Annotated in this window: 24 protein-coding genes; 15 read left to right on the top strand and 9 right to left on the bottom strand. The window is 73.1% G+C overall.

Annotation, left to right across the window (positions count from 1 at the left end):
- Positions 1 to 167: 167 nt before the first annotated feature.
- The 6 genes from Q5530_RS03170 (at position 168) to Q5530_RS03145 (ending at position 5,880) form a co-directional block, all read left to right on the top strand.
- Positions 168 to 863: a hypothetical protein gene (locus Q5530_RS03170; RefSeq protein WP_380637656.1), complete on the top strand. Its 696-nt coding sequence runs from the start codon at positions 168 to 170 to the stop codon at positions 861 to 863.
- A complete protein-coding gene (locus Q5530_RS03165; RefSeq protein WP_380637655.1) occupies positions 860 to 1,639 on the top strand; it encodes an SDR family NAD(P)-dependent oxidoreductase in 780 nt (259 codons plus the stop codon). Before Q5530_RS03170 ends, Q5530_RS03165 begins: the two co-directional genes overlap by 4 nt.
- A gap of 68 nt (positions 1,640 to 1,707) precedes the next feature.
- The gene (locus Q5530_RS03160; protein ID WP_415360591.1) at positions 1,708 to 2,061 is read left to right on the top strand and encodes a hypothetical protein; all 354 of its coding nucleotides are present in this window, start codon (positions 1,708 to 1,710) and stop codon (positions 2,059 to 2,061) included.
- Positions 2,058 to 2,948, top strand: a complete 891-nt coding sequence (locus Q5530_RS03155; RefSeq protein WP_415360589.1) for a WXG100 family type VII secretion target — start codon at positions 2,058 to 2,060, stop codon at positions 2,946 to 2,948. The genes Q5530_RS03160 and Q5530_RS03155 overlap by 4 nt, the downstream gene beginning before the upstream one ends.
- Positions 2,945 to 3,370, top strand: a complete 426-nt coding sequence (locus Q5530_RS03150) for a hypothetical protein (protein WP_415360588.1) — start codon at positions 2,945 to 2,947, stop codon at positions 3,368 to 3,370. Before Q5530_RS03155 ends, Q5530_RS03150 begins: the two co-directional genes overlap by 4 nt.
- Before the next feature lie 287 nt (positions 3,371 to 3,657).
- The gene (locus tag Q5530_RS03145) at positions 3,658 to 5,880 is read left to right on the top strand and encodes a restriction endonuclease (protein ID WP_415360587.1); all 2,223 of its coding nucleotides are present in this window, start codon (positions 3,658 to 3,660) and stop codon (positions 5,878 to 5,880) included.
- Positions 5,881 to 5,921: 41 nt separating this feature from the next.
- On the opposite strand, the gene Q5530_RS03140 is transcribed toward Q5530_RS03145, so the two are convergent.
- Complete coding sequence (locus tag Q5530_RS03140; protein ID WP_415360586.1) at positions 5,922 to 6,491, bottom strand: hypothetical protein; 570 nt, start codon at positions 6,489 to 6,491, stop codon at positions 5,922 to 5,924.
- Positions 6,492 to 6,568: 77 nt separating this feature from the next.
- Between Q5530_RS03140 and pyrE the strand changes: the two genes are divergently transcribed.
- From pyrE to Q5530_RS03115, 5 genes are all read left to right on the top strand, one after another.
- Positions 6,569 to 7,123, top strand: coding sequence for an orotate phosphoribosyltransferase (gene pyrE, locus Q5530_RS03135; protein ID WP_380637688.1), 555 nt, complete (start codon positions 6,569 to 6,571; stop codon positions 7,121 to 7,123).
- A 1-nt stretch (position 7,124) separates the two neighbouring features.
- Positions 7,125 to 7,814, top strand: coding sequence for a hypothetical protein (locus Q5530_RS03130; RefSeq protein ID WP_380637650.1), 690 nt, complete (start codon positions 7,125 to 7,127; stop codon positions 7,812 to 7,814).
- Between the two features lie 76 nt (positions 7,815 to 7,890).
- Positions 7,891 to 8,277 (top strand): DUF2784 domain-containing protein, encoded by a 387-nt coding sequence (locus Q5530_RS03125; protein ID WP_380637649.1) that lies wholly within the window; start codon positions 7,891 to 7,893, stop codon positions 8,275 to 8,277.
- A 58-nt stretch (positions 8,278 to 8,335) separates the two neighbouring features.
- Complete coding sequence (locus Q5530_RS03120) at positions 8,336 to 9,058, top strand: TrmH family RNA methyltransferase (RefSeq protein WP_415360585.1); 723 nt, start codon at positions 8,336 to 8,338, stop codon at positions 9,056 to 9,058.
- A 13-nt stretch (positions 9,059 to 9,071) separates the two neighbouring features.
- The gene (locus Q5530_RS03115) at positions 9,072 to 10,208 is read left to right on the top strand and encodes a glycoside hydrolase family 76 protein (protein WP_415360584.1); all 1,137 of its coding nucleotides are present in this window, start codon (positions 9,072 to 9,074) and stop codon (positions 10,206 to 10,208) included.
- A gap of 220 nt (positions 10,209 to 10,428) precedes the next feature.
- Here Q5530_RS03115 and Q5530_RS03110 read toward each other — a convergent pair whose 3' ends face one another.
- Positions 10,429 to 11,388: a LacI family DNA-binding transcriptional regulator gene (locus tag Q5530_RS03110; RefSeq protein ID WP_415360583.1), complete on the bottom strand. Its 960-nt coding sequence runs from the start codon at positions 11,386 to 11,388 to the stop codon at positions 10,429 to 10,431.
- A 76-nt stretch (positions 11,389 to 11,464) separates the two neighbouring features.
- Here Q5530_RS03110 and Q5530_RS03105 point away from each other — a divergent pair, with 76 nt between their 5' ends.
- Positions 11,465 to 12,295 (top strand): PfkB family carbohydrate kinase, encoded by an 831-nt coding sequence (locus Q5530_RS03105; RefSeq protein WP_415360582.1) that lies wholly within the window; start codon positions 11,465 to 11,467, stop codon positions 12,293 to 12,295.
- The gene (locus Q5530_RS03100) at positions 12,277 to 12,912 is read left to right on the top strand and encodes a nucleoside/nucleotide kinase family protein (protein ID WP_415360581.1); all 636 of its coding nucleotides are present in this window, start codon (positions 12,277 to 12,279) and stop codon (positions 12,910 to 12,912) included. The genes Q5530_RS03105 and Q5530_RS03100 overlap by 19 nt, the downstream gene beginning before the upstream one ends.
- Here the strand turns inward: Q5530_RS03100 and Q5530_RS03095 are convergent.
- The gene (locus tag Q5530_RS03095; protein WP_380637643.1) at positions 12,909 to 13,574 is read right to left on the bottom strand and encodes a DedA family protein; all 666 of its coding nucleotides are present in this window, start codon (positions 13,572 to 13,574) and stop codon (positions 12,909 to 12,911) included. The genes Q5530_RS03100 and Q5530_RS03095 overlap by 4 nt on opposite strands.
- A gap of 265 nt (positions 13,575 to 13,839) precedes the next feature.
- Between Q5530_RS03095 and Q5530_RS03090 the strand changes: the two genes are divergently transcribed.
- Positions 13,840 to 15,216 (top strand): FAD-binding oxidoreductase, encoded by a 1,377-nt coding sequence (locus Q5530_RS03090; RefSeq protein WP_415360580.1) that lies wholly within the window; start codon positions 13,840 to 13,842, stop codon positions 15,214 to 15,216.
- 19 nt (positions 15,217 to 15,235) lie between these two features.
- On the opposite strand, the gene Q5530_RS03085 is transcribed toward Q5530_RS03090, so the two are convergent.
- The 5 genes from Q5530_RS03085 to Q5530_RS03065 all read right to left on the bottom strand — a co-directional run bounded on the left by Q5530_RS03085 (position 15,236) and on the right by Q5530_RS03065 (position 19,386).
- On the bottom strand, positions 15,236 to 16,006 hold the full coding sequence (locus Q5530_RS03085; RefSeq protein WP_415360578.1) for a DedA family protein: 771 nt from the start codon (positions 16,004 to 16,006) through the stop codon (positions 15,236 to 15,238).
- A 48-nt stretch (positions 16,007 to 16,054) separates the two neighbouring features.
- Complete coding sequence (locus tag Q5530_RS03080; RefSeq protein WP_415360577.1) at positions 16,055 to 16,480, bottom strand: hypothetical protein; 426 nt, start codon at positions 16,478 to 16,480, stop codon at positions 16,055 to 16,057.
- Between the two features lie 4 nt (positions 16,481 to 16,484).
- Positions 16,485 to 17,642 carry an N-acetylglucosamine-6-phosphate deacetylase gene (nagA, locus tag Q5530_RS03075; protein WP_415360576.1) on the bottom strand — a complete coding sequence of 386 codons (1,158 nt, stop codon included), beginning with the start codon at positions 17,640 to 17,642 and terminating at the stop codon, positions 16,485 to 16,487.
- Entirely contained in the window at positions 17,639 to 18,532 is an 894-nt protein-coding gene (locus tag Q5530_RS03070; protein WP_415360574.1) for an ROK family protein, read from the bottom strand. Before Q5530_RS03070 ends, nagA begins: the two co-directional genes overlap by 4 nt.
- A 275-nt stretch (positions 18,533 to 18,807) precedes the next feature.
- Positions 18,808 to 19,386, bottom strand: a complete 579-nt coding sequence (locus tag Q5530_RS03065; RefSeq protein WP_380637637.1) for a SigE family RNA polymerase sigma factor — start codon at positions 19,384 to 19,386, stop codon at positions 18,808 to 18,810.
- A 65-nt stretch (positions 19,387 to 19,451) separates the two neighbouring features.
- On the opposite strand from Q5530_RS03065, the gene Q5530_RS03060 reads away from it, so the two are divergent.
- Complete coding sequence (locus Q5530_RS03060; RefSeq protein WP_415360572.1) at positions 19,452 to 19,730, top strand: YciI family protein; 279 nt, start codon at positions 19,452 to 19,454, stop codon at positions 19,728 to 19,730.
- Here Q5530_RS03060 and Q5530_RS03055 read toward each other — a convergent pair.
- Positions 19,727 to 20,581, bottom strand: a complete 855-nt coding sequence (locus tag Q5530_RS03055; RefSeq protein WP_415360570.1) for an SDR family oxidoreductase — start codon at positions 20,579 to 20,581, stop codon at positions 19,727 to 19,729. The two genes, Q5530_RS03060 and Q5530_RS03055, sit on opposite strands and share 4 nt — an antisense overlap.
- Positions 20,582 to 20,609 lie beyond the last annotated feature (28 nt).

The following is a 20,609-nucleotide window of genomic DNA, read 5'->3' as shown; positions in this document are numbered from 1 at the left end:
GGAGCCGGCCCTCAACCGGATGGCCCCGGTCCCACTGGGTCCGGGATCACCGATTGTGTCGATCTGGGCACCCCGACCTGCGCCTTCGGGTAACGGCTTGATCCGAACGCGCGAACCGCGCCACCGGTGATCTTCGATTGTTCCCCCGCGCCCGCTACTCTCGCACCGTGGGTATCCCGGCGTGGGTCTGGTTCACCGTCGCCGCCGTCGCGGGCGTCGCGGGGTTCGCCCTGCTCGCCACCGACCGGGCGCAACGAACCGCGCGTAACCGCGAGCGCCGCCGCTGGGCGGCGCTGCGCGGCTGGCAGTTCGAGGAGACCGACCACGTGCTGCCCACCCGCTGGGAGAGTGGCGCGATCGCCTACTACGGCGCGGGCGTGGCCAAGGACGTGGTGGCGGGCTCGACGTTCACCGCGGACGGCCGCCGGCAGGTCTACGTGCTCGACCACGAGACGAGCGGCAAGGTGAACTCGGTGCTGGTGGGCGTGCGCTGCCGGCGCGCGCTGCCGGTGGTCGTGGAGCTGTGGCTGCCCAGCGTGCCGTTCCAGCGCGACCAGATGCCCGACCTGCTCGGACCGGTCGGCTCGCGGTACGCGTTCGTCAGCGAGCTGCCCGCCGCGCGCAAGCTCATCACCCCCGACCTGGTGGACGCCGCCGAGGAGATCGGCGCGGACGTCACCGTCGTGTGGCTGGAGGACGACTGGGTGCTGGCCGCCGCGCCGCCCGGTTCCACCCCGGCCCGCCTGGAGCGGCTGCTGCGCGACCTGGGCGAGCTGGCCGACGTGGTCGACCCGTTCGACGCGGACGACGAAGCCGACGTCGGCGCCGAGGTCCACCGCCCGCAGTTCGGGCGCAAGCCGTGACCCCGCCGATCGCCCTCGTCACCGGCGCGTCCTCGGGCATCGGGGCCGCGTTCGCCCGCAGGCTCGCCGCGGAGGGCCACGACCTGGTGCTGGTCGCCCGCGCGGTGGACCGGCTGGAGGAGCTGGCCGCCAAGCTGCGCAACGCGCACGGCATCACCGCCGAGGTGCTGCCCGCCGACCTGTCCACCGCGGGGGGTCGGGCGGCCGTCGCGGACTTCCTGGCCGCGCGCGAGGTGGACCTGCTGGTCAACAATGCGGGCTTCGCGCTGGCGAGCGAGTTCGTCACCGCCGACCCGGCGGCGCTGGAGTCCCAGTTGGACGTGAACGTGACCAGCGTGCTGCGCCTGACCCGCGCGGCGCTGCCGGGCATGATCGCGCGCGGTCGCGGCGCGGTGGTGAACGTGGCCAGCGTCGCCGGTTTCCTGCCCGGCCGCGGCACCACCTACAGCGCCGACAAGGCGTGGGTGATCTCGTTCTCCGAGGGCATGTCCATGGCCACCGCGGGCACGGGCGTGCAGGTGATGGCGCTGTGCCCGGGTTTCGTGCGCACCGAGTTCCACCAGCGCGCCGGCATCGACATGTCGAAGACGCCCGCCCTGCTGTACCTGGACGCGGACCACGTGGTGCACGACGCCCTGGCCGACCTGCGGGCCGGCAAGCAGCTGTCCATCCCGGGCACCCAGTACAAGACCATCACGCTGTTCGCGAGGCTCGCGCCGCGGGCCCTGGTCCGGCGGATCGCCTCGCGCGTCGCGGGTGGCCGGGGACGCACGTAGGTCCGCGGGAACCCGACGCCCGTCCCGCCCGTCCGAGTCCACCAGTTGGCTCGAGGAGGGGACGGTCGATGGGCGAGGAGTTCGAGGTGGAGCCGCCGGGGTTGCGCGGCTACGCCGAGTTGCTGACCCGCAACGCGCAGCACTTCCAGGTGATCAGGGAGCACGCGGTCGTCAAGGGCGGTGACACCTCCGGGTTCACCGGCCTGCTCTCGCTGCTCCAGCCGGTCGTCACCGGTGTCGCGGGCCTGTACGGCGAGACCCTGGACTTCGCCCACCGGATGATGGTCCGGGAGGCCGAGGGCCTGACCGGGGCCGCCGACACCTACCAGCGGGGCGAGGAGCTGGTGCTGAGCCGCGTCGACCGGGTGCTGGCGCAGCTGGCCGACGTCGCCGAGGCGCCCACCGTCGGGGGTGGGCGGTGACCGCGTACGCCGACGTCGAGGACCCGGCGGTCGCGCTGGGCGCCGCGGCCGAGGACCGCCCCGGACGGCAGTCCACCCGGGAGCTGATCGAGAAGGCCGGCTGGAAGATCCAGGGCGTCAACTGGATCTACGAGAAGGTCACCGGGGAGAACCTGGTCGAGTCGCTGATCAACCCGCTGCTCGGCGACTTCGAGAAGATCGACGAGAACGCCAACGCCTGGGACCGGGTCGCCAAGGCGCTGGACTCCGTGCGGCACAACGTGGACGCGGGCGTCGGTCAGCTCTCGCCGCACTGGGACGGCGACGCGGCGCAGGCGTTCGAGCTGCGCATGAGCACCATGTGGGTCGTCGCGATCGAGGCCGACTCGCAGGTCGCGCGGATCATCGGCAACCAGTTCCGGTCGACCGCCTCCACCTGCCGCACGGCGTGCGGGCTCGCTTTGACGCTGCTGGACATGCTCGTCGGCAAGCTCATGGAAGCCGCGATGACCGCGTGGATCCCGGTCGTCGGCTGGGGGCGCGCGGTGTGGATGGTCTACGACGCCGTCCAGATCGCCGACGCCATCCGCAAGATCATCATCTCCATCCAGACGCTCATCGAGGGCGTCCAGGGCATGGTCGACGGCATCGTCGCCATGGGCACCGCGCTGACCAAGCTGAAGGACGTGCGCGACGTCGACGACCTCCTCGACGTGCTGGACGCCTACCAGGACGGCAGGGAGAAGTACGACAACGGCGCGGCGGCCGCGAAGTCCGGCGGCATCGGCATCGCGATGGGCGGCTACGGGCTCGGCAAGGCCGGCCACTCGGCCCACGGCCGCTACCAGACCCCGCCGCCGACCACGCCCGCCCCGGTGGGCGCCGGCTCCGGCGGGGGTGGGCAGTGACCTTCCCGTACGACAGGGCGCGGTTGGACGCGCTGGTCGCCGACGTGGACGCGCGGCTGGCCACCGTGGAGGAGACCGCGCGGGCGGCGAGCCGGGTGCGGATGCGGTCCCCCGGGCTCGGCGCCGCCGACCTGGCGGCGATCTCGCGCTTCGCGAACTCGCCCGGCGCGCCGCGCGAGCTGAAGGACCTGGCGCGGCGGGTCGACGCGGGCGAGCTGTCCTGGCGGGACGTCGCCTCGGGGCGGGCCGCGGACGACGAGGGCGTGCAGCGGGCGCTGCGGACCGGGGTGCCGGACCTCCGGCGCGCCTACGCGGCGATCCGGGAGGGCGAAGACCCGGAGGACGTGGTGGAGGCGGGACGTCCGCGCGTGGTCGGCGACGACGAGGACGGGCCGAGCCGGTTCACCGAGGACGCCTGGTAGGTCGGGATCGGCGGTTCGGAGCCGGGGTCCGGCAGCCGGCCGGACCTGCCGGCCGGCTGCGGTGTGGCTGGGTTGTCCACGGGGGCGGTCGGCGCGGCGGTTCCGTCGGTGGTGCGTGGAAGGATCGAATGCGGGGGTTCCTGGTCAGAGGACCCTGCTCGGTGTTCGGTACGGCCATCGTCACGCCGTCATAATGACTGCACAAGAAGTAACGCCGTGGCATGTCACGTCGAATACCCGGTTACCTGCAGTCGATTGTCGCGGATGGGTCCGCGCTAGGAGCACTCGTGATCGGTCCCGCTCCCGTGGAGCAGTTTCCCGAGGTCAAGGCGTGGGCCGTCAGGGCGAGCGCGGCTCCCTGGATTCCCGGCAGCCCAACTGAGATGCTCGACAACCTCTTCGCGCTGTTGAAGGAGGTCGAGGCCGGTGGTCCTCTCGACCAACCGTTCTCCTGGCCTTTTGGTGGGGAGGTCGCTTCGATTCGCGACGCCTTGCGGGCGTTGGGCTCCTCCGGTCTGATCGTCAGAGATGGCGCGCACCCCGGGGGCAGGCTCACCGAAGCCGGGCGGAACGTCCTGCGATCGCGGGATGGAGCGGTGCTCATGGCGACGATCCACGCCAACATCAGGTTCATCGGTGAGGCCCTGGCAGACCTGGGTGACGGACTCACGCACACCGAGTTGAACGAGGTCGCCAAGCGGTACGGGTTGCGGTGGAACTCCTTGGACCAGGTACGCCGTCGTGTGTACTGGCTTCGGGCGACAGGACTGGTCGACTACTGGTCCAACGGGAAGGCCGTGCCCAACGACCTGGGCCGTGCGTTCCTGCGTGGGGTGACCGTGGTGACTCCCGGCGAACTGATGGTCAACCCCGCTTCCTCCGACCTGGAAGTCGACCTGCCGGATCCGCCTGAACTGCTGGCCGCGCGCCTGGAAGCGCTCGGGCAGGACGCATTGCGCGTTCGGAATCGCGTGTTCGGGTACATCGCCGGCGGCACGAACCTGTCCACGATCCGCGTTCTGGTCGATGCGGCGTCACCCCGCATCGCCCGGAAGGACTTCGTCAAGCTGTGTGTTGATCACTGCGTCGTAGCGGAGTCGTCGGCGGAACAGACGCTGCTCACCTTCCGCGCGCTGGGGCTGCTGGAGCAGGTGGGACCCGACTCCTTCGCCGCCACACCACTCGCCCTGGACGTGTTGAGTTCCGAAGAGGATGTCGACTTCATCCGTTTCCTGCATCTCAACGTCGCGCTTATGGGGGAGGTGCTGGACGCCCTGGGTGGTGGAGCCACCGCCGGCGAGGTGACGCGTTCGCTCGCCGACCGGTACCCGAGGATCGGCTTGTCGAAAGACGAGATCGCGCGTCGGATCGCTTTCCTGGCGGAAGCGGGGATGATCGAACGCGTCGGCTTGGTCGTCAGGCAGACACCCCTGGGTCATGCGCTGTGCTCGTCGCTGAGGCTCATGGGACCTGAGGAAGACGACCGCCCGGGACAACTCCCCGAGCAGGAATCGACGGGCCGGCGGGAGCGGTTCCGGGCTTTGGGCGCCGAACTCGTGGAAGCCTCGGTGGACAGCGCGAATTACCGGCGCTTCGAGAGGGCGATCGCGGACGCCTTCGCGGAACTGGGCCTGGGCGTGGAGAGCGGGGGCGGTCCCAGCAAGACGGATGTGATCGTCGATGTGTGGCAGTCCCCGACCCGGCGTGTGCGCGTGGCCGTCGAGGCGAAGACCGACGGTGGCGGGACGGTCACCGAACAGGACGTCAAGTTCGAGGCGTTGGAGGAGCACCGCATACGGCATGACGCCGCCGTGACGGTGTTGATCGGGCCCGATTTCAGCACGCGGTTGCGCCAGTGGGCCAACAACAAGAACGTGGTGATGTTGACGGCGCACCAGTTGGCGGGCATGTTGGCGAGACAAGCGGAGACGCCGCTGTTCCCGTACGAACTGGCGACGCTTCTCGTGGACAGGGACCGCAACGCCCTGGATTCCACTTGGCGCATGGCACGACGTCGGCAGAGCGTGGTGGCGCACGTCCTCGACATCATGTGGAAGAGCGGGAACGACCCCGTCGAGATCGACTACAGCGCCGGCGCGCTGGGCGTGCGAGACATCTGGCGGGAGAGCAAGGGACTGTTGGACCTGCCGATGGAAAAGGCGGAGATCGAGGAAGCCCTGGCCTTCCTCTCCTCACCCTTCATCGCGGGTGTCGCTCCTCATCGCAGTGACCATGTGGCTACGGCGCCGCCCAGCTTGGTCGCCGCGAGGCTCAGGACGCTCGCTGATCTGATCGACGGCGGTGCGAAGCCGACTCGGGCTGATGAGCCGTCGATCGAGGTTCCTGCGCCGGTCCAGAGCGAAACACGCGGCTCGGACCATGGCCGGAAGTCGGTCGACGCGGCTGCTGTGCGGGCCTGGGCGGTGCGGCAAGGACGACCGATCAGTCAACGAGGGCGGCTGTCCGAGCAGCTGATCAAGGAGTACCTGGAGGCCGAAGGCTTGGAGTAGGGGCGCCGCGCGGCCCGGCCCGGCCCCGGCCCGGCCCCGGCTCAGGCCGGGGTCGGGAAGTCGAAGCCGCCGCTGCCCGTGTGGTTCGTGCCCGCGCCCCGGACCACGTCGTAGGCCACGGCGGTGGCGATGGCCAGTGAGCGCAGGGGTTCCGGTGTGCCGGGGCGCAGGCGGAGCACGTCCCGGCGCACCCGCTTCCCGTCGCGCTCGGCGATCGCGCCCGCGCCGAAGCTCGCGACCTCGTGGAACAGCGCCACCCGCTGCCCCGCCGGGTCCAGCAGGGCGTACGCGCCGCGGCCCTCCAGGCGCACCGCGCCGAGCGGGGCGCCGTCCGGGCCCGCGACCCGGGTCGGCGGCCGCCAGCGGCCCTTGTCGATCAGCAGCAGCGGCTGCCCGCGGTGGGCCAGCGCCAGGGCGAACCCCGTCCGGCCGGAGAAGCCGGTCAGGCGCAGCAGCCTGCGCAGCGGACCCAGCAGCCCCCGGTCGGTCACCGTGGCCAGCGGCTCGCCGCCCTCCGCGTGGACCCGGACCTCGTACCGGGAGCCGAACAGGTGGCGGCCCACGCCCCAGGGCTGCTCGATGACCAGGGTGTCGACGCCGGGGAGGATCACGGTGCGCAGCCTACGGCGGGTCGTGGTGTGTCGGGGCGCGACGGTGTATGACAGTCTTGGCACCCGTGCGAACCGATGTGGTGCTGGACCCCGACGCCAAGGCCGAGCTGGCGCGGTTGGTGGGCGAGTTGGCCGTCGTGCACGGCAAGGTCACGCTGTCCTCGGGCGCCGAGGCCGACTACTACGTCGACCTGCGCCGGGCGACGCTGCACCACGCGGCCGCGCCGCTGATCGGCAGGCTGCTGCGGCAGCTCACCGCGGACTGGGACTTCGCCGCGGCGGGCGGGCTCACGCTCGGCGCCGATCCCGTGGCCTGCGCGATGATGCACTCCGCCGCGGCCTCGGGCGAGGTGCTCGACGCGTTCGTGGTGCGCAAGGCCGGTAAGCAGCACGGGATGCAGCGCCAGGTCGAGGGCTTCGACGTCGCCGGGCGGCGCGTGCTCGCGGTCGAGGACACCTCCACCACCGGCGGCAGCGTGCTGACCGCCGTGGAGGTGCTGCGCGCGCACGACGCCACCGTGGTCGGCGTGGCGACCGTCGTGGACCGCGGCACGGGCGCGCGCGAGGCCGTCGAGGCCGCCGGTCTGCCCTACCGCTACCTGCTCGACCTCGCGGACCTGGGTCTGGACTGACGTGGTCTCCCTGGTCCTGCTCCTGGTGGTCGTGGCGATCCTCGGTGTCGGGGTCGCCGTGGGGTTGTCGCGCCGGAAGCGGAACCCGTTCACGGACCAGGGGTTCGTGACCGACTGGGAACAGCGGATGCGCGCGCTGGAGGCGTCCCTGGGGTGGCGGTTCGTCGCCGAGGACCAGGGCTTCCAGGAGCGCGTGCCGCAGATCGGGCGGATGCTGGAGTCCGACCGCAGCCGGGTGAAGTTCCAGCTCGTCGGGCACTGGCGCGGGGCGCCCGTGCTGGCGGTCGAGGTGGTGCTGCGCACCGACAACGCGGTGACCGCCGGGTACCGCGCCTACTCGGTCGTGGTGGTGCCGCGGCCGATGCCGGGCCCCTGGGTGCTGATCAGCCCGCGCAGCGACACCGCGTGGAGCCTGTTCGAGCAGTTCACGGCCACCGGCGACCCGGTGTTCGACGCCCGCTACGAGGTGCGCCGCAAGAACCCGGCGTTCGCCTCCGCCCTGCTCGGCTCCGGCCTAGCGCAGGCGCTGCTGCACGACCCGCGGGCCAACGGCGTGGCGATCGCCTTCGACGAGCACACCCTGGCCGCCGCCGTGCCGGGGCCGCTGGTGGGCGCGCCGCTGTCGGTGCTGGCCGACCTGCTGCTGGACGTGGCGGGCAACGTGCCGTGGCAGGCGCTGCCCCGGGGCTGACCGACGACGATCGATAACCGACAATTCCCCGACACGTGATCGTCAACGGGCTTACCCTGGGTGCAGGGAGGTCCCTATGGTCGCGCACGCGTTAGCCGAGTTGGTCATGGTGGTGCACTTCGGGGTCCTGGGTTTCCTGGTGGTGGGCGGTTTCCTGGCCTGGCGCCGGCCCGGGGTCCTCTACTTCCACGCGGCCATGGCCACGTGGGGGCTCCTCGTCGTGCTGTTCCCCATCCCCTGCCCGCTGACCTGGCTGGAGAACACCTTCCGCGCCGCCGCCGGGCAGGAGCCCCTCGCCGTGGGCTTCATCGACACCTACATCGACGGCGTGCTCTACCCGGACTCCGCGGCGCGCCTGGTGCAGGTGCTGGTGGCGCTGGTCGTGCTGGGCTCCTGGGTCGGCTTCTACCTCCGGCGGCGCGCCGAGCAGCGCACGTCGCGCGGCGCCGAGGTCTGCCGCTGACCCGACCCGTCACTACCATGGCCCGGGTCCGTTCGGGGGTGTCGGAGCCGGGGGTGTCGTGGTCGGGGGTGTGGTGGTCGGGCAGGTCGTCCTGGAGGGTTTCCACGCGGTCAAGCACGCGCTGCGGTTCGGCGCGCGGGTGCGGTCCGTGGTGGTGCTGGACCGGGACGGGGCGCTGGGGCTCGCGCGGTCCCACGCGCCCGACCTGGTGGGCGAGTTCGAGCGGCGGGCCGAGGTCGTCGGCGCGGACGAGTTCGTGCGGCGGGTCGGGCGGACGCACCCCACGGGGGTCGCGGGGATCGCCGAACGCCCGGCGGAGCCGGTGGACCACGTGCCGCCCGCGCCGCTGGTGCTGCTGGACAACCCGCGCAACCTGGGCAACCTGGGCGCGGTGATCCGGGTCGCCGCGGGGCTGGGCGCCGGGGGCGTGGCGTCGCTGGGCGACGTCGACCCGTGGCACCCGAACGTGCTGCGCGGCAGCGCCGGCCTGCACTTCGCGCTGCCGGTGCGGCGGCTGGGCGGCGTGGACGAGGTCGTCGGGCGCGTCGTGGCCTTCGACGCCGGCGGAGTGGACCTGCGGGACCGGCGCATCCCGGACGACGCCGTGCTGGCCTTCGGGTCCGAGCGCCACGGGCTGTCCGACGCGGTGCGGGCGCGGGCCGACCTGGTGGTGTCCCTGCCGATGCGGCCACGGGTGTCGAGCTACAACCTCACCACGAGCGTGGCCATGGCCCTCTACCACTGGGACCTGTTCCGGCGAGCTTCTCGACCGGTTCAGTAGGCACCCTGGGCACGTGACCACACCGAAGCCCCTCGCCGCGCGCGCCGGTGTCGCGGAGCGTGCCGTCGAGTCCCGGCACCTGCGCCGCGTCTGGGGGCTGCCGGGCACCGCGCTCGGCGCGGTCTCGTGGCCCGCCGGTCCGGGCGACCGCCTGCACGTCCGGTTCAACTACTGGTGGCAGGCGCACCTGCTGGACTGCGTGCTCGACGCCCAGCTCCGGTCGCCGCGCGAGGCCCGCGTGGCGCTGGTGCGGCGGCTCGTGCGCGGCATCCGCGTGCGCAACCTGGTCGGGTGGACCAACGACTACTACGACGACATCGCGTGGCTGGGCCTGGCGCTGCTGCGCGCCCAGCACGAGGTCGGGGTGGCCAGACCCGGTGTCGTCGCGACGATCGCCCGGCACCTCCGCGACGCCTGGACCGACCACGGCGGCGGCGGCATCTGGTGGAAGCGGCACGACGACTTCAAGAACGTGCCCGCCAACGGCCCGGCGGCGATCTTCTTCGCCCGCCTGGGCACACCGGCCGACCTCGGGCGGGCCCGGTCCACCGTGGACTGGGTGGACGGGTGCCTGCGCGACGGGGAGACCGGGCTGCTGTGGGACGGGCTGCACGTCCACCCCGACGGGTCGGTGCGGGAGGTGGAGAAGAACTTCTACACCTACTGCCAGGGCGTGGTGCTCGGCGCGTGCGTGGAGCTCGGCGGCGCGTACGGCGACAAGGCCGCGCGGATCGTCGACGCCGTGGCCGAGCACCTGGCGGTCGACGGCGTGCTGCGCGGGCACGGCGGCGGTGACGGCGGGCTGTTCGGCGGCATCCTCGCCCGGTACCTCGCGCAGGCGGCGCTGCGGCTGGACCGGCCGCAGGCGGCGCGGGCGGCCGACCTGGTGTTCTCCTCGGCCGAGGCGGTGTGGGCGAACCGGGCCGCGGTGGTCGGCGGGCCGCTGTTCGGTCCGGAGTGGAGCGAGCCCGCGTGCCCGCCCGAGGGGGACGCGGCGCCGGGGCACCGGTGGGGGTGGGGGCAAGAGCGGGAGCGAGGGCGGGGGTGGGCGCGGCCGGAGCGGGACCTGTCCGTGCAGTTGGGCGGGTGGATGGCGGTGGAGGCCGCCGCGTTGTTGGAGCGCAACGGGATGGCGCCGGGGCGGCGGTGAGCCGGGTCCGGGAGGTCGGGGTCCGGTGGCCGGGGTCCGGTGGCGGGGGTCCGGTGGCGGGGCCCGAGGTGTGGGTCCGGTGGCCAGGTCGCGGGGGTCAGGGCCCGGTGACCGGGTCCGGCGGGCCCGAGGTCAGGCGAGCGGTGGGTCTCGTCGGGCCCTCAGCCCCAGCCCCAGTCCTCAGCCCCAGTCCTCAGCCCCAGCCCTCGGCCCTCGGCCCTCAGCCGTGGCACCCGCACGACCCGCGGTGCCGCAGCGTCGGCGGCAGCCGGATCGTCTGGGGCGTCCGGTCCGGGTCCTCGATGCGCGCCAGCAGCAGCCGCACCGCGGTCCGGCCGATCTCCTCCACCGGCTGCGCCATCGTGGTCAGCGGCGGGTCGACCAGTTCGGACCACTCGACCTCGTCGTAGGTCACCAGGGCCAGGTCCGAGCCGACCCGCACGCCGTTCGCGCGGGCGGTGCGCAGCACGTCCACCAGCACGTGGTGGTCGCTCACCACCACCCCGCTCACCTGCCCGAGCAGCGGCTCCAGGGACGTCCGCACCAGCGCCTCGTCCCACGCCAGCCCGGCCCGGCCGAGGCCCAGGCGGTAGCCGAGCACGCGCTCGTCGGTGGTGGCCAGCCCCGGGGTGCCGGACACCAGGCCGATCCGCCGGTGCCCCAGGTCCGCCAGGTGCCGCACCAGGGTGGACGTGGCCTGCACGTTCTCCGGGCCGACCTGGTCGGTGTCCTGCGCCACGGTGAGCCGGTCCACCAGCACCGTCGGCACGCCGAGCCGGCGCAGCTCGGGCAGCGCCGCCGAGCCGGACGTGGGCGTGAGCAGCACCCCGTCCACCCGCCGGGACCGCAGCATCCGGACGGCGGCCTGCTCGCTCTCCGCGTCGCCCCGGGTGTTGATCAGCACCAGGGTGTGCCCGGCGCGGGTCGCCTCGCTCTCGATCGCCGCGATCAGCTCGGCGAAGTACGGGTGCGACACGAGCGACACCGCGAGCCCCAGGGACTTCGTGCCGCCGGTGACCAGCGACCGGGCGATGGCGTCGCCGGTGTACCCGGTCTCCTCGATCGCCTTCAGCACCCGGTCCCTGGTGTCCGGCGCGACCGGCCTGGTCTCGTTGATCACGTGTGAGACCGTGGTGATGGAGACGCCGGCGAGACCGGCGACCTCCCGCATGGTGACCATGGAGCCGTCCCCGTCTGAGCTGCGCAAGCGATTGCGTGCCGAACAGTACCTGGTAGGAGGTCGGAACGTGGTTTCCGTGCTCTGTGTCGGCCTGACCACCGTGGACGTCAGCCAGTCGGTGGCCGAATTCCCCCTGCCCGGTGAGAAGGTGCAGTCACTGGGGGTCCACCTGGCACCGGGCGGTCCGGCGGCGAACGCGGCCCGCGCGGTGGCCGCGCTGGGGCACCGGGCGGTGCTGCTGACCGCCCTGGGCGGCGAGCTGGGCGCGTTCGCCCGGGAGCGGCTGCGGCCGGTGGAGGTGCGCTCGGTCGGGGCGGGCGGCCCGGCGCTGAGCATGGTCGCGGTCCGGGAGCGCGACGGCGAGCGGACCGTGGTCTCGCGCAACGCGGAGGGGTTCGCGGTGGAGGTCGCCGACGGGCTGGTGGAGGCGGAGGTGGCCGGGGCGGACGTGGTGCTGGTGGACGGTCACCTGGGTCCGCTGGCGCTGGCGGCGGCCCGCCTGGCGAAGCGGCGCGGCGTGCCCGTGGTGCTCGACGCGGGGAGCTGGAAGCCTGTGCTCGACGACCTGCTGCCGCTGGTGGACGTCGCGGCGTGCTCGGAGGGCTTCGGGATGGCGGAGCGCGAGGTGCACGACCGGGGTGTGCCGCTGGTGATCCGGACGCACGGCCCGCGCCCCGTCACCTGGTCGCGCGGTGGTGCCACCGGCTCGCACCCTGTACCTGTTGTCGAGGTGCGCGACACCAACGGCGCGGGCGACGTGTGGCACGGCGCGCTGGCGGTGGCGGTCGCCCGGGGCGAGGAACCGGCCGACGCCGTCCGCTGGGCCAACGAGGTCGCCGCGGTGCGCGTGCGCAACACCGCGTGGGACTGGGTGGAGGAGCTGGGACGGTGGCGGGACAGTCGGTGAGGTTCGACGAGCTGGTCGACCGGGCCCGAGCGCTGGTGGACACCGGCGAGCGCAGGCTGCTCGGCATCGGCGGGGCGCCGGGCTCGGGCAAGTCGACGCTGGCGCGGCGGCTGGTGGACGCGCTCGGCGCGGACGCCGTGCTGGTCGAGATGGACGGGTTCCACCTCGCCCAGCGCGAGTTGGAGCGCCTGGGCATCGCCGACCGCAAGGGCGCGCCGGACACGTTCGACATCCCCGGTTACGCCGACCTGCTCGCCAGGCTCAAGGCGTGCGGGCCGGACGTCGTCTACGCGCCGGAGTTCCGCCGCGAGATCGAGGAGCCGGTGGCGTGCGCGGTGCGGGTCGACCCGGCCGTGCCGCTGGTCGTCACCGAGGGCAACTACCTGCTGATGCAGTACGACAAGTGGAAGCGCGTGCGGGTCGTGCTCGACGAGGCGTGGTTCCTGATGATCGACGAGGACCTGCGCGTGGCGCGGCTGATCGACCGGCACGTCCGCTACGGGCGGTCGGTCGAGGACGCGCGGGAACGCGTGCTGCACGGCACCGACCACGTCAACGCGCTCATGGTGAACGCGTCGAAGTCGTCCGCGGACCTGCTGATCACCGAGGTGGTCTAGCGGGCCACGATCTCCTCGTCCTCCACCGGCTTCTTCATCTCCTGCCGGTAGCGGTGCAGGCCGAAGGCCGTGCCGAAGACGAAGAACGCGACGCTCGCCACGACCGCGACCGTCTCCAGCCACGGCACGGAGGCCAGCAGGCCCGCGCCGTAGTAGCCGGCCAGCACCAGGGTCGGCACCCAGGCGATCGCGCCGATCGTGGTGGCCAGCATGAACCGCTTCGGGTCCATGCGCGCCGCGCCCGCGATCATCGGGGCCAGCGTGCGGACCCACGGTATCCAGCGGGCCAGCACGATCGCCCAGAAGCCGCGGCGGTCGAGGAAGTCGCGGGCCTTGGCCAGGTTCTCCTTGTTGAGCACCTTGCCGCCGCGCCGGGCCAGCAACCTCGTGCCGGTGTGCCGGCCGATGTAGTAGCCGATCTGGTTGCCGACGACGGCCACCACCAGCGCGACCACGGACAGCAGCCAGGCGGACAGCTCGCTGTCGTGCGAGGCGAGCACCACGCCGGCGGCGAACAGCAGCGAGTCGCCGGGCAGGAACAGGCCGAAGATGAACGCGCACTCGAAGAAGATGAAGCTCAGCGTGATGAGCCACACGGCCGTGGGACCTGCGGAATCAAGCGAGCCGAGTGCGATCGTTTCGGACGATGCGGACAACACCACGTGTGCAGCCTACGTGGGAGCGCGGCGAGGTCCGGAGGACTCCGGGAGAACGGCTCGCCGAAAAGTCCGCGCCGGGTGGGACGGGGTGGGTGCGGGGACGGGATCGGGGACCGGCGCGGGGCGGCGCGGGACCGGGCCCGGCGCGGGCTGGGGCGGGGCGGCGGGGCCGGCGCGGGATCGGGGTGGGGACCCGGGACCCGGGGCCGGGGAGTGGTCGACCGGGCACGCACTGGAGTCGGCGGGTGAAGCGGGTTAGCGTGGGCGGATGGGGTCGTTGCTGGCCGAGCTCCGCGCCGCCGTCGGCGTCGACGGCGTGCTGACCGATGTCGACGTCACCGCGGCCTACCAGCGGGACATGATGCCGCTCGCCCCGTTCGGGACGCCGCTGGCCGTCGTGCTGCCGACCTCCGCGGAGCAGGTCCGGGACGTGGTCCGGGCGTGCGGGCGGTCCGGCACCCCGATCGTGCCGCGCGGGGCCGGCAGCGGGCTGTCGGGGGCGGCGAACGCGGTCGAGGGCTGCGTGGTGCTGGCCATGACGAAGATGAACGCCATCCTGGAGGTGGACCCGGACAACCGGCTGGCCGTGGTCGAGCCCGGGGTGGTCAACCTGGACCTGCGCGGCGCGGTGGAGAAGCACGGGCTGTTCTACCCACCGGACCCCTCCAGCTACGACTGGTGCACCATCGGCGGCAACCTGGCCACCAACGCGGGCGGGCTGTGCTGCGTGAAGTACGGCGTGACCACCGACTCCGTGCTGGGCCTGGAGGTGGTGCTCGCCGACGGCGAGCTGCTGCGCACCGGGCGCCGGACCGTCAAGGGCGTCGCCGGGTACGACCTGACCAGGCTGTTCGTCGGCAGCGAGGGCACGTTGGGGGTCATCACCCGGGCGACCCTGGCGCTGCGGCCGCTGCCGCAGGCCCCGGCCACGCTGGTGGCCGCGTTCGACGGCCCGGCGGCGGCCGGCGCGGCGGTCAGCCGGGTGGTGGCCGAGGGCGTGGTGCCGTCGCTGATGGAGATCATGGACCGCACCTCCGTCGAGGCCGTGGAGCGGTTCCTGCGCACCGACCTGGGCGCGGGCGGCGCGCTGCTGCTGTGCCAGTCGGACTCGGGCGGGGAGGCGGCCCGGCAGGAGCTGGCGGCCGTCGAGCAGGCGTGCGCGGCGGCCGGGGCCGACCTGGTCTACGCGACCGAGGACCTGTCGGAGGGGCGCGACCTGCTGGCCGCGCGCCGGGCCGTGCTGCCCGCGCTGGAGGTCTACGGGGCGTGGCTGACCGACGACGTGTGCGTGCCGCGGACCAGGATCGCCGACCTGATTGCCGGGTGCGAGCGGATCAGCGGCGAGGCGGGGCTGCGGATCGCCGTGGTCGGGCACGCCGGCGACGGCAACATGCACCCCACGATCGTCTACGACCCGTCCTCGGCGGACGAGTTCGCGCGGGCGCGGCGGGCGTTCGACGAGATCCTGGGCCTGGGGCTGGCGCTCGGCGGGACGGTGACCGGCGAGCACGGCATCGGGAAGGTCAAGCGGGAGTGGCTGGCGCGCGAGATCGGGCCGGTGGGCCTGCGGGTGCACCGGGAGATCAAGCGGGCGCTGGACCCGGGGAACCTGTTCAACCCCGGGTCCATGTTCGAGCTGGGCTGACGGAGCCGCCCGCGGACCCTCAGTCCAGGCGCTTCATCCGCTGGGTGACGGCGTTGTCGTCCACCAGGTCGTCGACCAGGTCGTCCACCCGCTCGATGACCTGGGTGATGTCCTGCGCCTCCTGCGCCAGCAGGGACTTCTTCTCGCGGCGGGCCTTGATCACCTCGATGATGATCGGCACGACCGAGAGCAGGACGATCAGGATCAGCATCATCTCGATGTTCTCCCGCACGAACGGGATCTGGCCGAGGAAGTAGCCGAGGACCGTGAGGCCCGCGGCCCAGGCGATGCCGCCGATGAAGGAGTACGTGAAGTACTTGCGCTGGTCCATGCGGCCCACGCCCGCCATGGCGGTGATGAACGTGCGCACGATGGGCACGAACCGGGCCAGGACGATCGCGCGCGCGCCGTACTTCTCGAAGAACTCCTCCGTCTTGTCGACGTACTCCTTCTTGAAGATCTTCGACTCGGGCTTGCTGAACAGGGCGGGGCCCGCGCGGTAGCCGATGTAGTAGCCGACCACGTTGCCGAGCATCGCGCACGCCGTGAGCAGCACGCACACCAACCACAGCGGGTAGTCCAGCAGACCGGTGGCCACGAACATGCCCGCGGTGAACAGGAGGGAGTCGCCGGGCAGGAAGAAGCCGACCAGGAGGCCGCACTCGGCGAAGATGATGAAGCAGAGGCCGACCAGCATGTAGGGCCCGAGTCCTGAGAGCAGGACCTGCGGGTCAAGCCAGTCCGGGCCGAGGGCAATCGTGGAGGTGGGCGCGACCGTCACGGCCCTCACGGTACAGGTCCCACCGGGGAGGGCCGCTCACCCACACCTGAGCGGTGCTCACCACAGCGTCATCACGGCCACGACCGTGCCGGCGGCCAGGCCCAGCAGGACGGCGAGGACCAGCAGCCAGGCCGTGCCGGCGGGACCGGTGGGGCCCGGCGGACGGTTCCGGGCCCAGGACCGGGCCCGGGCACCGCGCCGACCGCCGGACGGGGCGCCGACCGGTGACCCGTCGGCCGAGGACCGACCGGCCGAGGACCGATCCGCCGACAGGTCCGCCGTCAACCGGTTCGCCGCCGACAGGTCCGCCGCCAACCGGTCACCCGCCGGCTCTCCCGATCCCGGCCCCTGCTCCCGCTCCCGTCCCTGCTCCCGCTCCTGCCCCCGCGGCTCGGCCGCCACGGCGAGGAGCTTGTGCGCGCCGGAGCTGGTGACCTGGGCGCGCAGGGCTTCGGCCACCAGCTTCTCGGGGTCGTCGGGCACGGGGTCAGTCTTTCACCCACGCGCCCCGGCTCATCACCTCGCGCGGCTTGAGGTCGGCGTCCAGGACGACGATGTCGGCGCTGAGGCCCGCGGCCAGCCGGCCGGTGCGGTCCTCCAGCCCGAGCAGCCGCGCCGGTCGGGTCGAGGTGGCGTGCACCGCCTCGTCGACGGTCAGGCCGCACGAGGTGACGGCGTTGCGGAAGGCCACGTCCATGGTGAGCGTGCTGCCCGCCAGGGCCGCGCCGCCCGCGAGCGTGGGCACGCCGTCCACCACGCGGACCTCCAGGCCGCCCACGTCGTAGACGCCGTCGCCCACGCCGGCGGCCGCGATGGCGTCGGTGACCAGCACGGTCCGGCCCCGGCCGGCGTGCCGCGCGGCCAGCCGGACGGCGGTCGGGTGCAGGTGCACCAGGTCGCAGATCAGCTCGACGGTGACGCGCTCGTCGTCGAGCAGCGCGCCGATCGGGCCCGGTTCGCGGTGGTGCAGCGGCCTCATGCCGTTGAACAGGTGCGTGGCGACGCTCGCGCCCGCCTCGACCGCCGGGCGGATCTGCGCCTCGGTGGCGTCCGTGTGGCCGATGGCGGCCAGGACATCGTTGTCGACGAGGTGGCGGACCGCGTCCACGCCGTGGTCGAGCTCCGGCGCGATGGTGATCATCTTGACCGCGCCGTCGCCCGCCCCGAGCAGCCGGTCGATCGACCGGCGGTCCGGCGGGCACAGGATGGCGGGGTCGTGGGCGCCGCAGCGGGCGGCGGAGAGGAAGGGCCCCTCCAGGTGGATGCCCGCCAGGAGGCCGTCGCGGACCAGGTCGGAGAGCGCCCGGACCTGGTCGGCCAGCTCCGGGATCGGGCGGGAGACCAGGCTCGCCAGGAGCGTGGTCGTGCCGTGCTTGCGGTGCGCGTTGGCCGCTTTGACCACCCGGTCCGGGTCGGCGCTGGTGAACGCCTCACCCCCGCCACCGTGGCAGTGGATGTCCACGAAGCCCGGGACCACCCAGCCGCCGCCCAGCTCGGTCGTCGGGCCGTCCGGCGGCGCCCCCTCGCCGACGGCCGCGATCAGGCCGTCGCGCACCGCGACCCAGCCCCGGTCGAGCACCCCCTCGGGCGTGACGACCCGACCACCGGTCAGGGTCACGTCCACGGGTCCACCCCACGTGCTCATGTCTCCTCCAGCATGTTGATGGCCAGCAGCGCGGCGCCGAGGCACCCGGCCTCGTCGCCCAACGCGGCCAGCCGCAGTTCCGGGCGCCGCTGGAACGTGACCAGCTCATCCAGTCTTCGGGTGAGCGGATCGGTCAGCAGCGGTCCCGCCAGCGCCAGGCCGCCGCCCAGCACCACCGCTTCCGGGCCCAGCAGGGCCGCCACCAGCAGGATGCCCTTAGCCAGGGCGTCCACCGCCTCGTGCCAGGTGATCGCCGCGTCCGGGTCGCCCGCCCGGAGGCGCGCCGCGACCTCCGCCGCGCCGCTGACCCGCGTGTTCGCGCGTTCGCCGTAGCGGCGGGCGATGGCCGCGCTGCCGGCTCGCGCCTCGACGCAACCTGTTTGGCCGCAGCCGCACGGGTCGGGGTGGCCCACGTCGACGTGGCCGATCTCGCCCGGGGCGTCGATGACGCGGTGGTCGACGACCAGGGCGGCGGCGATGCCGGTGCCGATCGGCATGATCACCGCGTTGCGCAGGTCCCGGGCGTTGCCCAGGCGCAGCTCGGCCAGGCCGCCCGCGCGGACGTCGTGGCCGAAGGCGACCCGGGCGCCGGTGGCGGCCTCGAGGTTCTTGGTGAACGGGTAGTCGCGCCAGCCCAGGTTCGCGGAGTAGACGCCGGTGCCGGTCGGCTCGTCGACGATGCCCGGGACGACGAGGCCGACCGCGTCCACCGGGTGCGGGCAGGCCGCGCGCAGGTCGGCGACCAGGGCGGCGACGTCCTCGACCACGGCGTCCCCGGTGGGACGGGTCGGTCGGCGGCGCTGCGCGAGGGTGGTGGGCGGTCGGCCGGGCCCGGCGTCGCCGGCGCCGCTGATCAGGGCGGCTTTGGTTTCGGTCCCGCCTACGTCCACCGCGATTACGTGTCTGGTGCGCGCCACGAGGACCGATACTGCGGCATGTGACCGCCATTGGTCTATACCAAGTGCCGGATTGGGTTGGTTTGGGCACGTCGACAAGACGGTTGGACCCCGCGAGTCGAACACCCGGGCCCACCGTGTCGAACACTCGGGACAGGTGAGTTCCACACTCGAACCCCGCGAGTCGTACGTCCAGGCCGCGCGAGTCGTACGTTCAGACCGCGCGAGTCGTACGTTCAGGCCCCGCGAGTTCAGCGTTCAGCGCGTCGTCAGCGGTTGGCCATGATCTTCTGCAGGGCGTCCAGGGCCCGGCTGGCGGTGCTCTTCACGGTGCCCTTGGAGATGCCGGTGGCCTCGGCGATCTCGGCCTCGGAGAGGTCGCCGTAGTAGCGCAGGACCAGCACCTCGCGCTGGCGCGGCGGCAGCTGGGACAGGGCCGCGACCACGGCCTGGTGCTCGGCGGTGAGCATGGCGAGGCTCTCCGCCGACCGGGCGTTGGCCACGTGCGGCGGGGTGTAGTCGCGGGCGGTCTTGCGGCGGCGCAGGACGCTGCGGGAGCCGTTGACCACGGCGGTGCGCAGGTAGCCGACGGCGGCCTGGGCGTCGCGCAGGTTGGCCCAGTGGCGGTGCAGGCCGGTGAACGCCTCCTGGACCACGTCCTCGGCCGTGGCCGGCTCGTCGACCAGCAGGAGGGCCAGGCGCACCAGGCGCATGCGGTGCTGCCGGTAGAGGTCCTCCAGGGTCAGCGGGCCGCTGGGGGCCGGGGCCTTGCTGTCCTGGATGCGCAGGTTCGTCAGGGTGTCCTGCACGCGTGCGACGCCGCCGCTGTTCTGATCCGGACCGACCACGGGGATGACGTTACCCGGTGGAGGGGTAGCTTCGGCGCGGCGTTGGACATACGGAGGTGGGTCGCGTGGCTCGGTTCGCGGTCGAGTGGGTGTTCGGCGAGGACCAGGAGGGTCGGCTGGCGGTCCGGCCGGCGCACCGCGAGTACCTGGCGGAACTCGCGGAGCGGGGCGTGCTGCTCGCGTCGGGGCCCTGGGTGGACCAGTCCGGGGCGCTGCTGGTCTACGAGGTGGCGGACGAGGCCGCGCTGCGCGAGGTGCTGGCCGCCGACCCGTACACGCGCGCCGGCGTGGTGGCCGGGACGCGCGTGCACGAGTGGCAGACCGTCACGGGCGCCTGGCTCTAGGGCTTCCCCGCCGCGGTCCCACCCGGTCCCACCAGGCCGGACAGGTCGTTCGCGGCCATCTCCCGGTCGGCGGCGGGCACGAGTCCGCGCGCCTGCCGCTCCACGATCCGGGGTGCGAGCGCGCGGACCAGCTTGAGGGCACCCACCCAGGAGGGCACGTGGACGGCCCTGGCGCGGCGGGTGATGCCCCTGACCACGGCCTTGCCCACGGCGGAGACCGGGTACTTCTTGCTCGCCAGGCCGGGCATGCCGGCGCGCAGCGGACCGAACACCGGGTGCTCGTCGGCGCTGTTCACCATGTCCGTGGAGATCCACGAGAAGTAGGCGGTGCCGACGTCCACGCCCAGGTGGCGGACCTCCGCGCGCAGGCTGTCGGCGAACGCCTCGCAGCCCGCCTTGGCAGCCGAGTAGGCGGCGTTGCCGGGGATGTGCACGATCGCGGCCAGCGACGACACGACCAGGCAGTAGCCGCGGCTCGCGATCAGGTGCGGCAGGCAGGTGCGGACCGTGCGCCACACGCCCAGCAGGTTGACCTCGATGACGCGTTCGAACGCCGCCGGGTCCATGGAGCGGATGAAGCCGGTGGCGGCGACGCCCGCGTTGGCCACCAGGACGTCGATGCCGCCGTAGTGGTCCACGACCTCGCCGACGGCGCGTTCGAGGGCCGCCCGATCGGTGACGTCCGCTTCCCACGCCCGGCCGCCGCACTCGGCGGCCACCTGCCGCAGCTGCTCGCCCTCCAGGCCGACGAGGGCCAGCCGGGCGCCCTCCCGCGCGAGCCTGCGGGCCGTTTCGGCGCCGATGCCCCTGGCCGCGCCGGTGATCAGGACAACCTTGCCCGCAACGTCCACGGTGACCTCCTCAGGGCTGGGGAGGTCA

The sequence above is a fragment of the Saccharothrix sp. BKS2 genome (assembly GCF_047689505.1).
GTDB lineage: Bacteria > Actinomycetota > Actinomycetes > Mycobacteriales > Pseudonocardiaceae > Actinosynnema > Actinosynnema lopnurensis.
This window is presented reverse-complemented; position numbering and strand designations above follow the sequence as displayed.

Bases quoted from the DNA above. Each gene is read 5' to 3' on its own strand.
- Q5530_RS03160 (WP_415360591.1), top strand. From the start codon at position 1,708: ATGGGCGAGGAGTTCGAGGTGGAGCCGCCGGGGTTGCGCGGCTACGCC.
- Q5530_RS03125 (WP_380637649.1), top strand. From the start codon at position 7,891: ATGGTCGCGCACGCGTTAGCCGAGTTGGTCATGGTGGTGCACTTCGGG.
- Q5530_RS03110 (WP_415360583.1), bottom strand. From the start codon at position 11,388: ATGGTCACCATGCGGGAGGTCGCCGGTCTCGCCGGCGTCTCCATCACC.
- Q5530_RS03090 (WP_415360580.1), top strand. From the start codon at position 13,840: ATGGGGTCGTTGCTGGCCGAGCTCCGCGCCGCCGTCGGCGTCGACGGC.
- nagA (WP_415360576.1), bottom strand. From the start codon at position 17,642: ATGAGCACGTGGGGTGGACCCGTGGACGTGACCCTGACCGGTGGTCGG.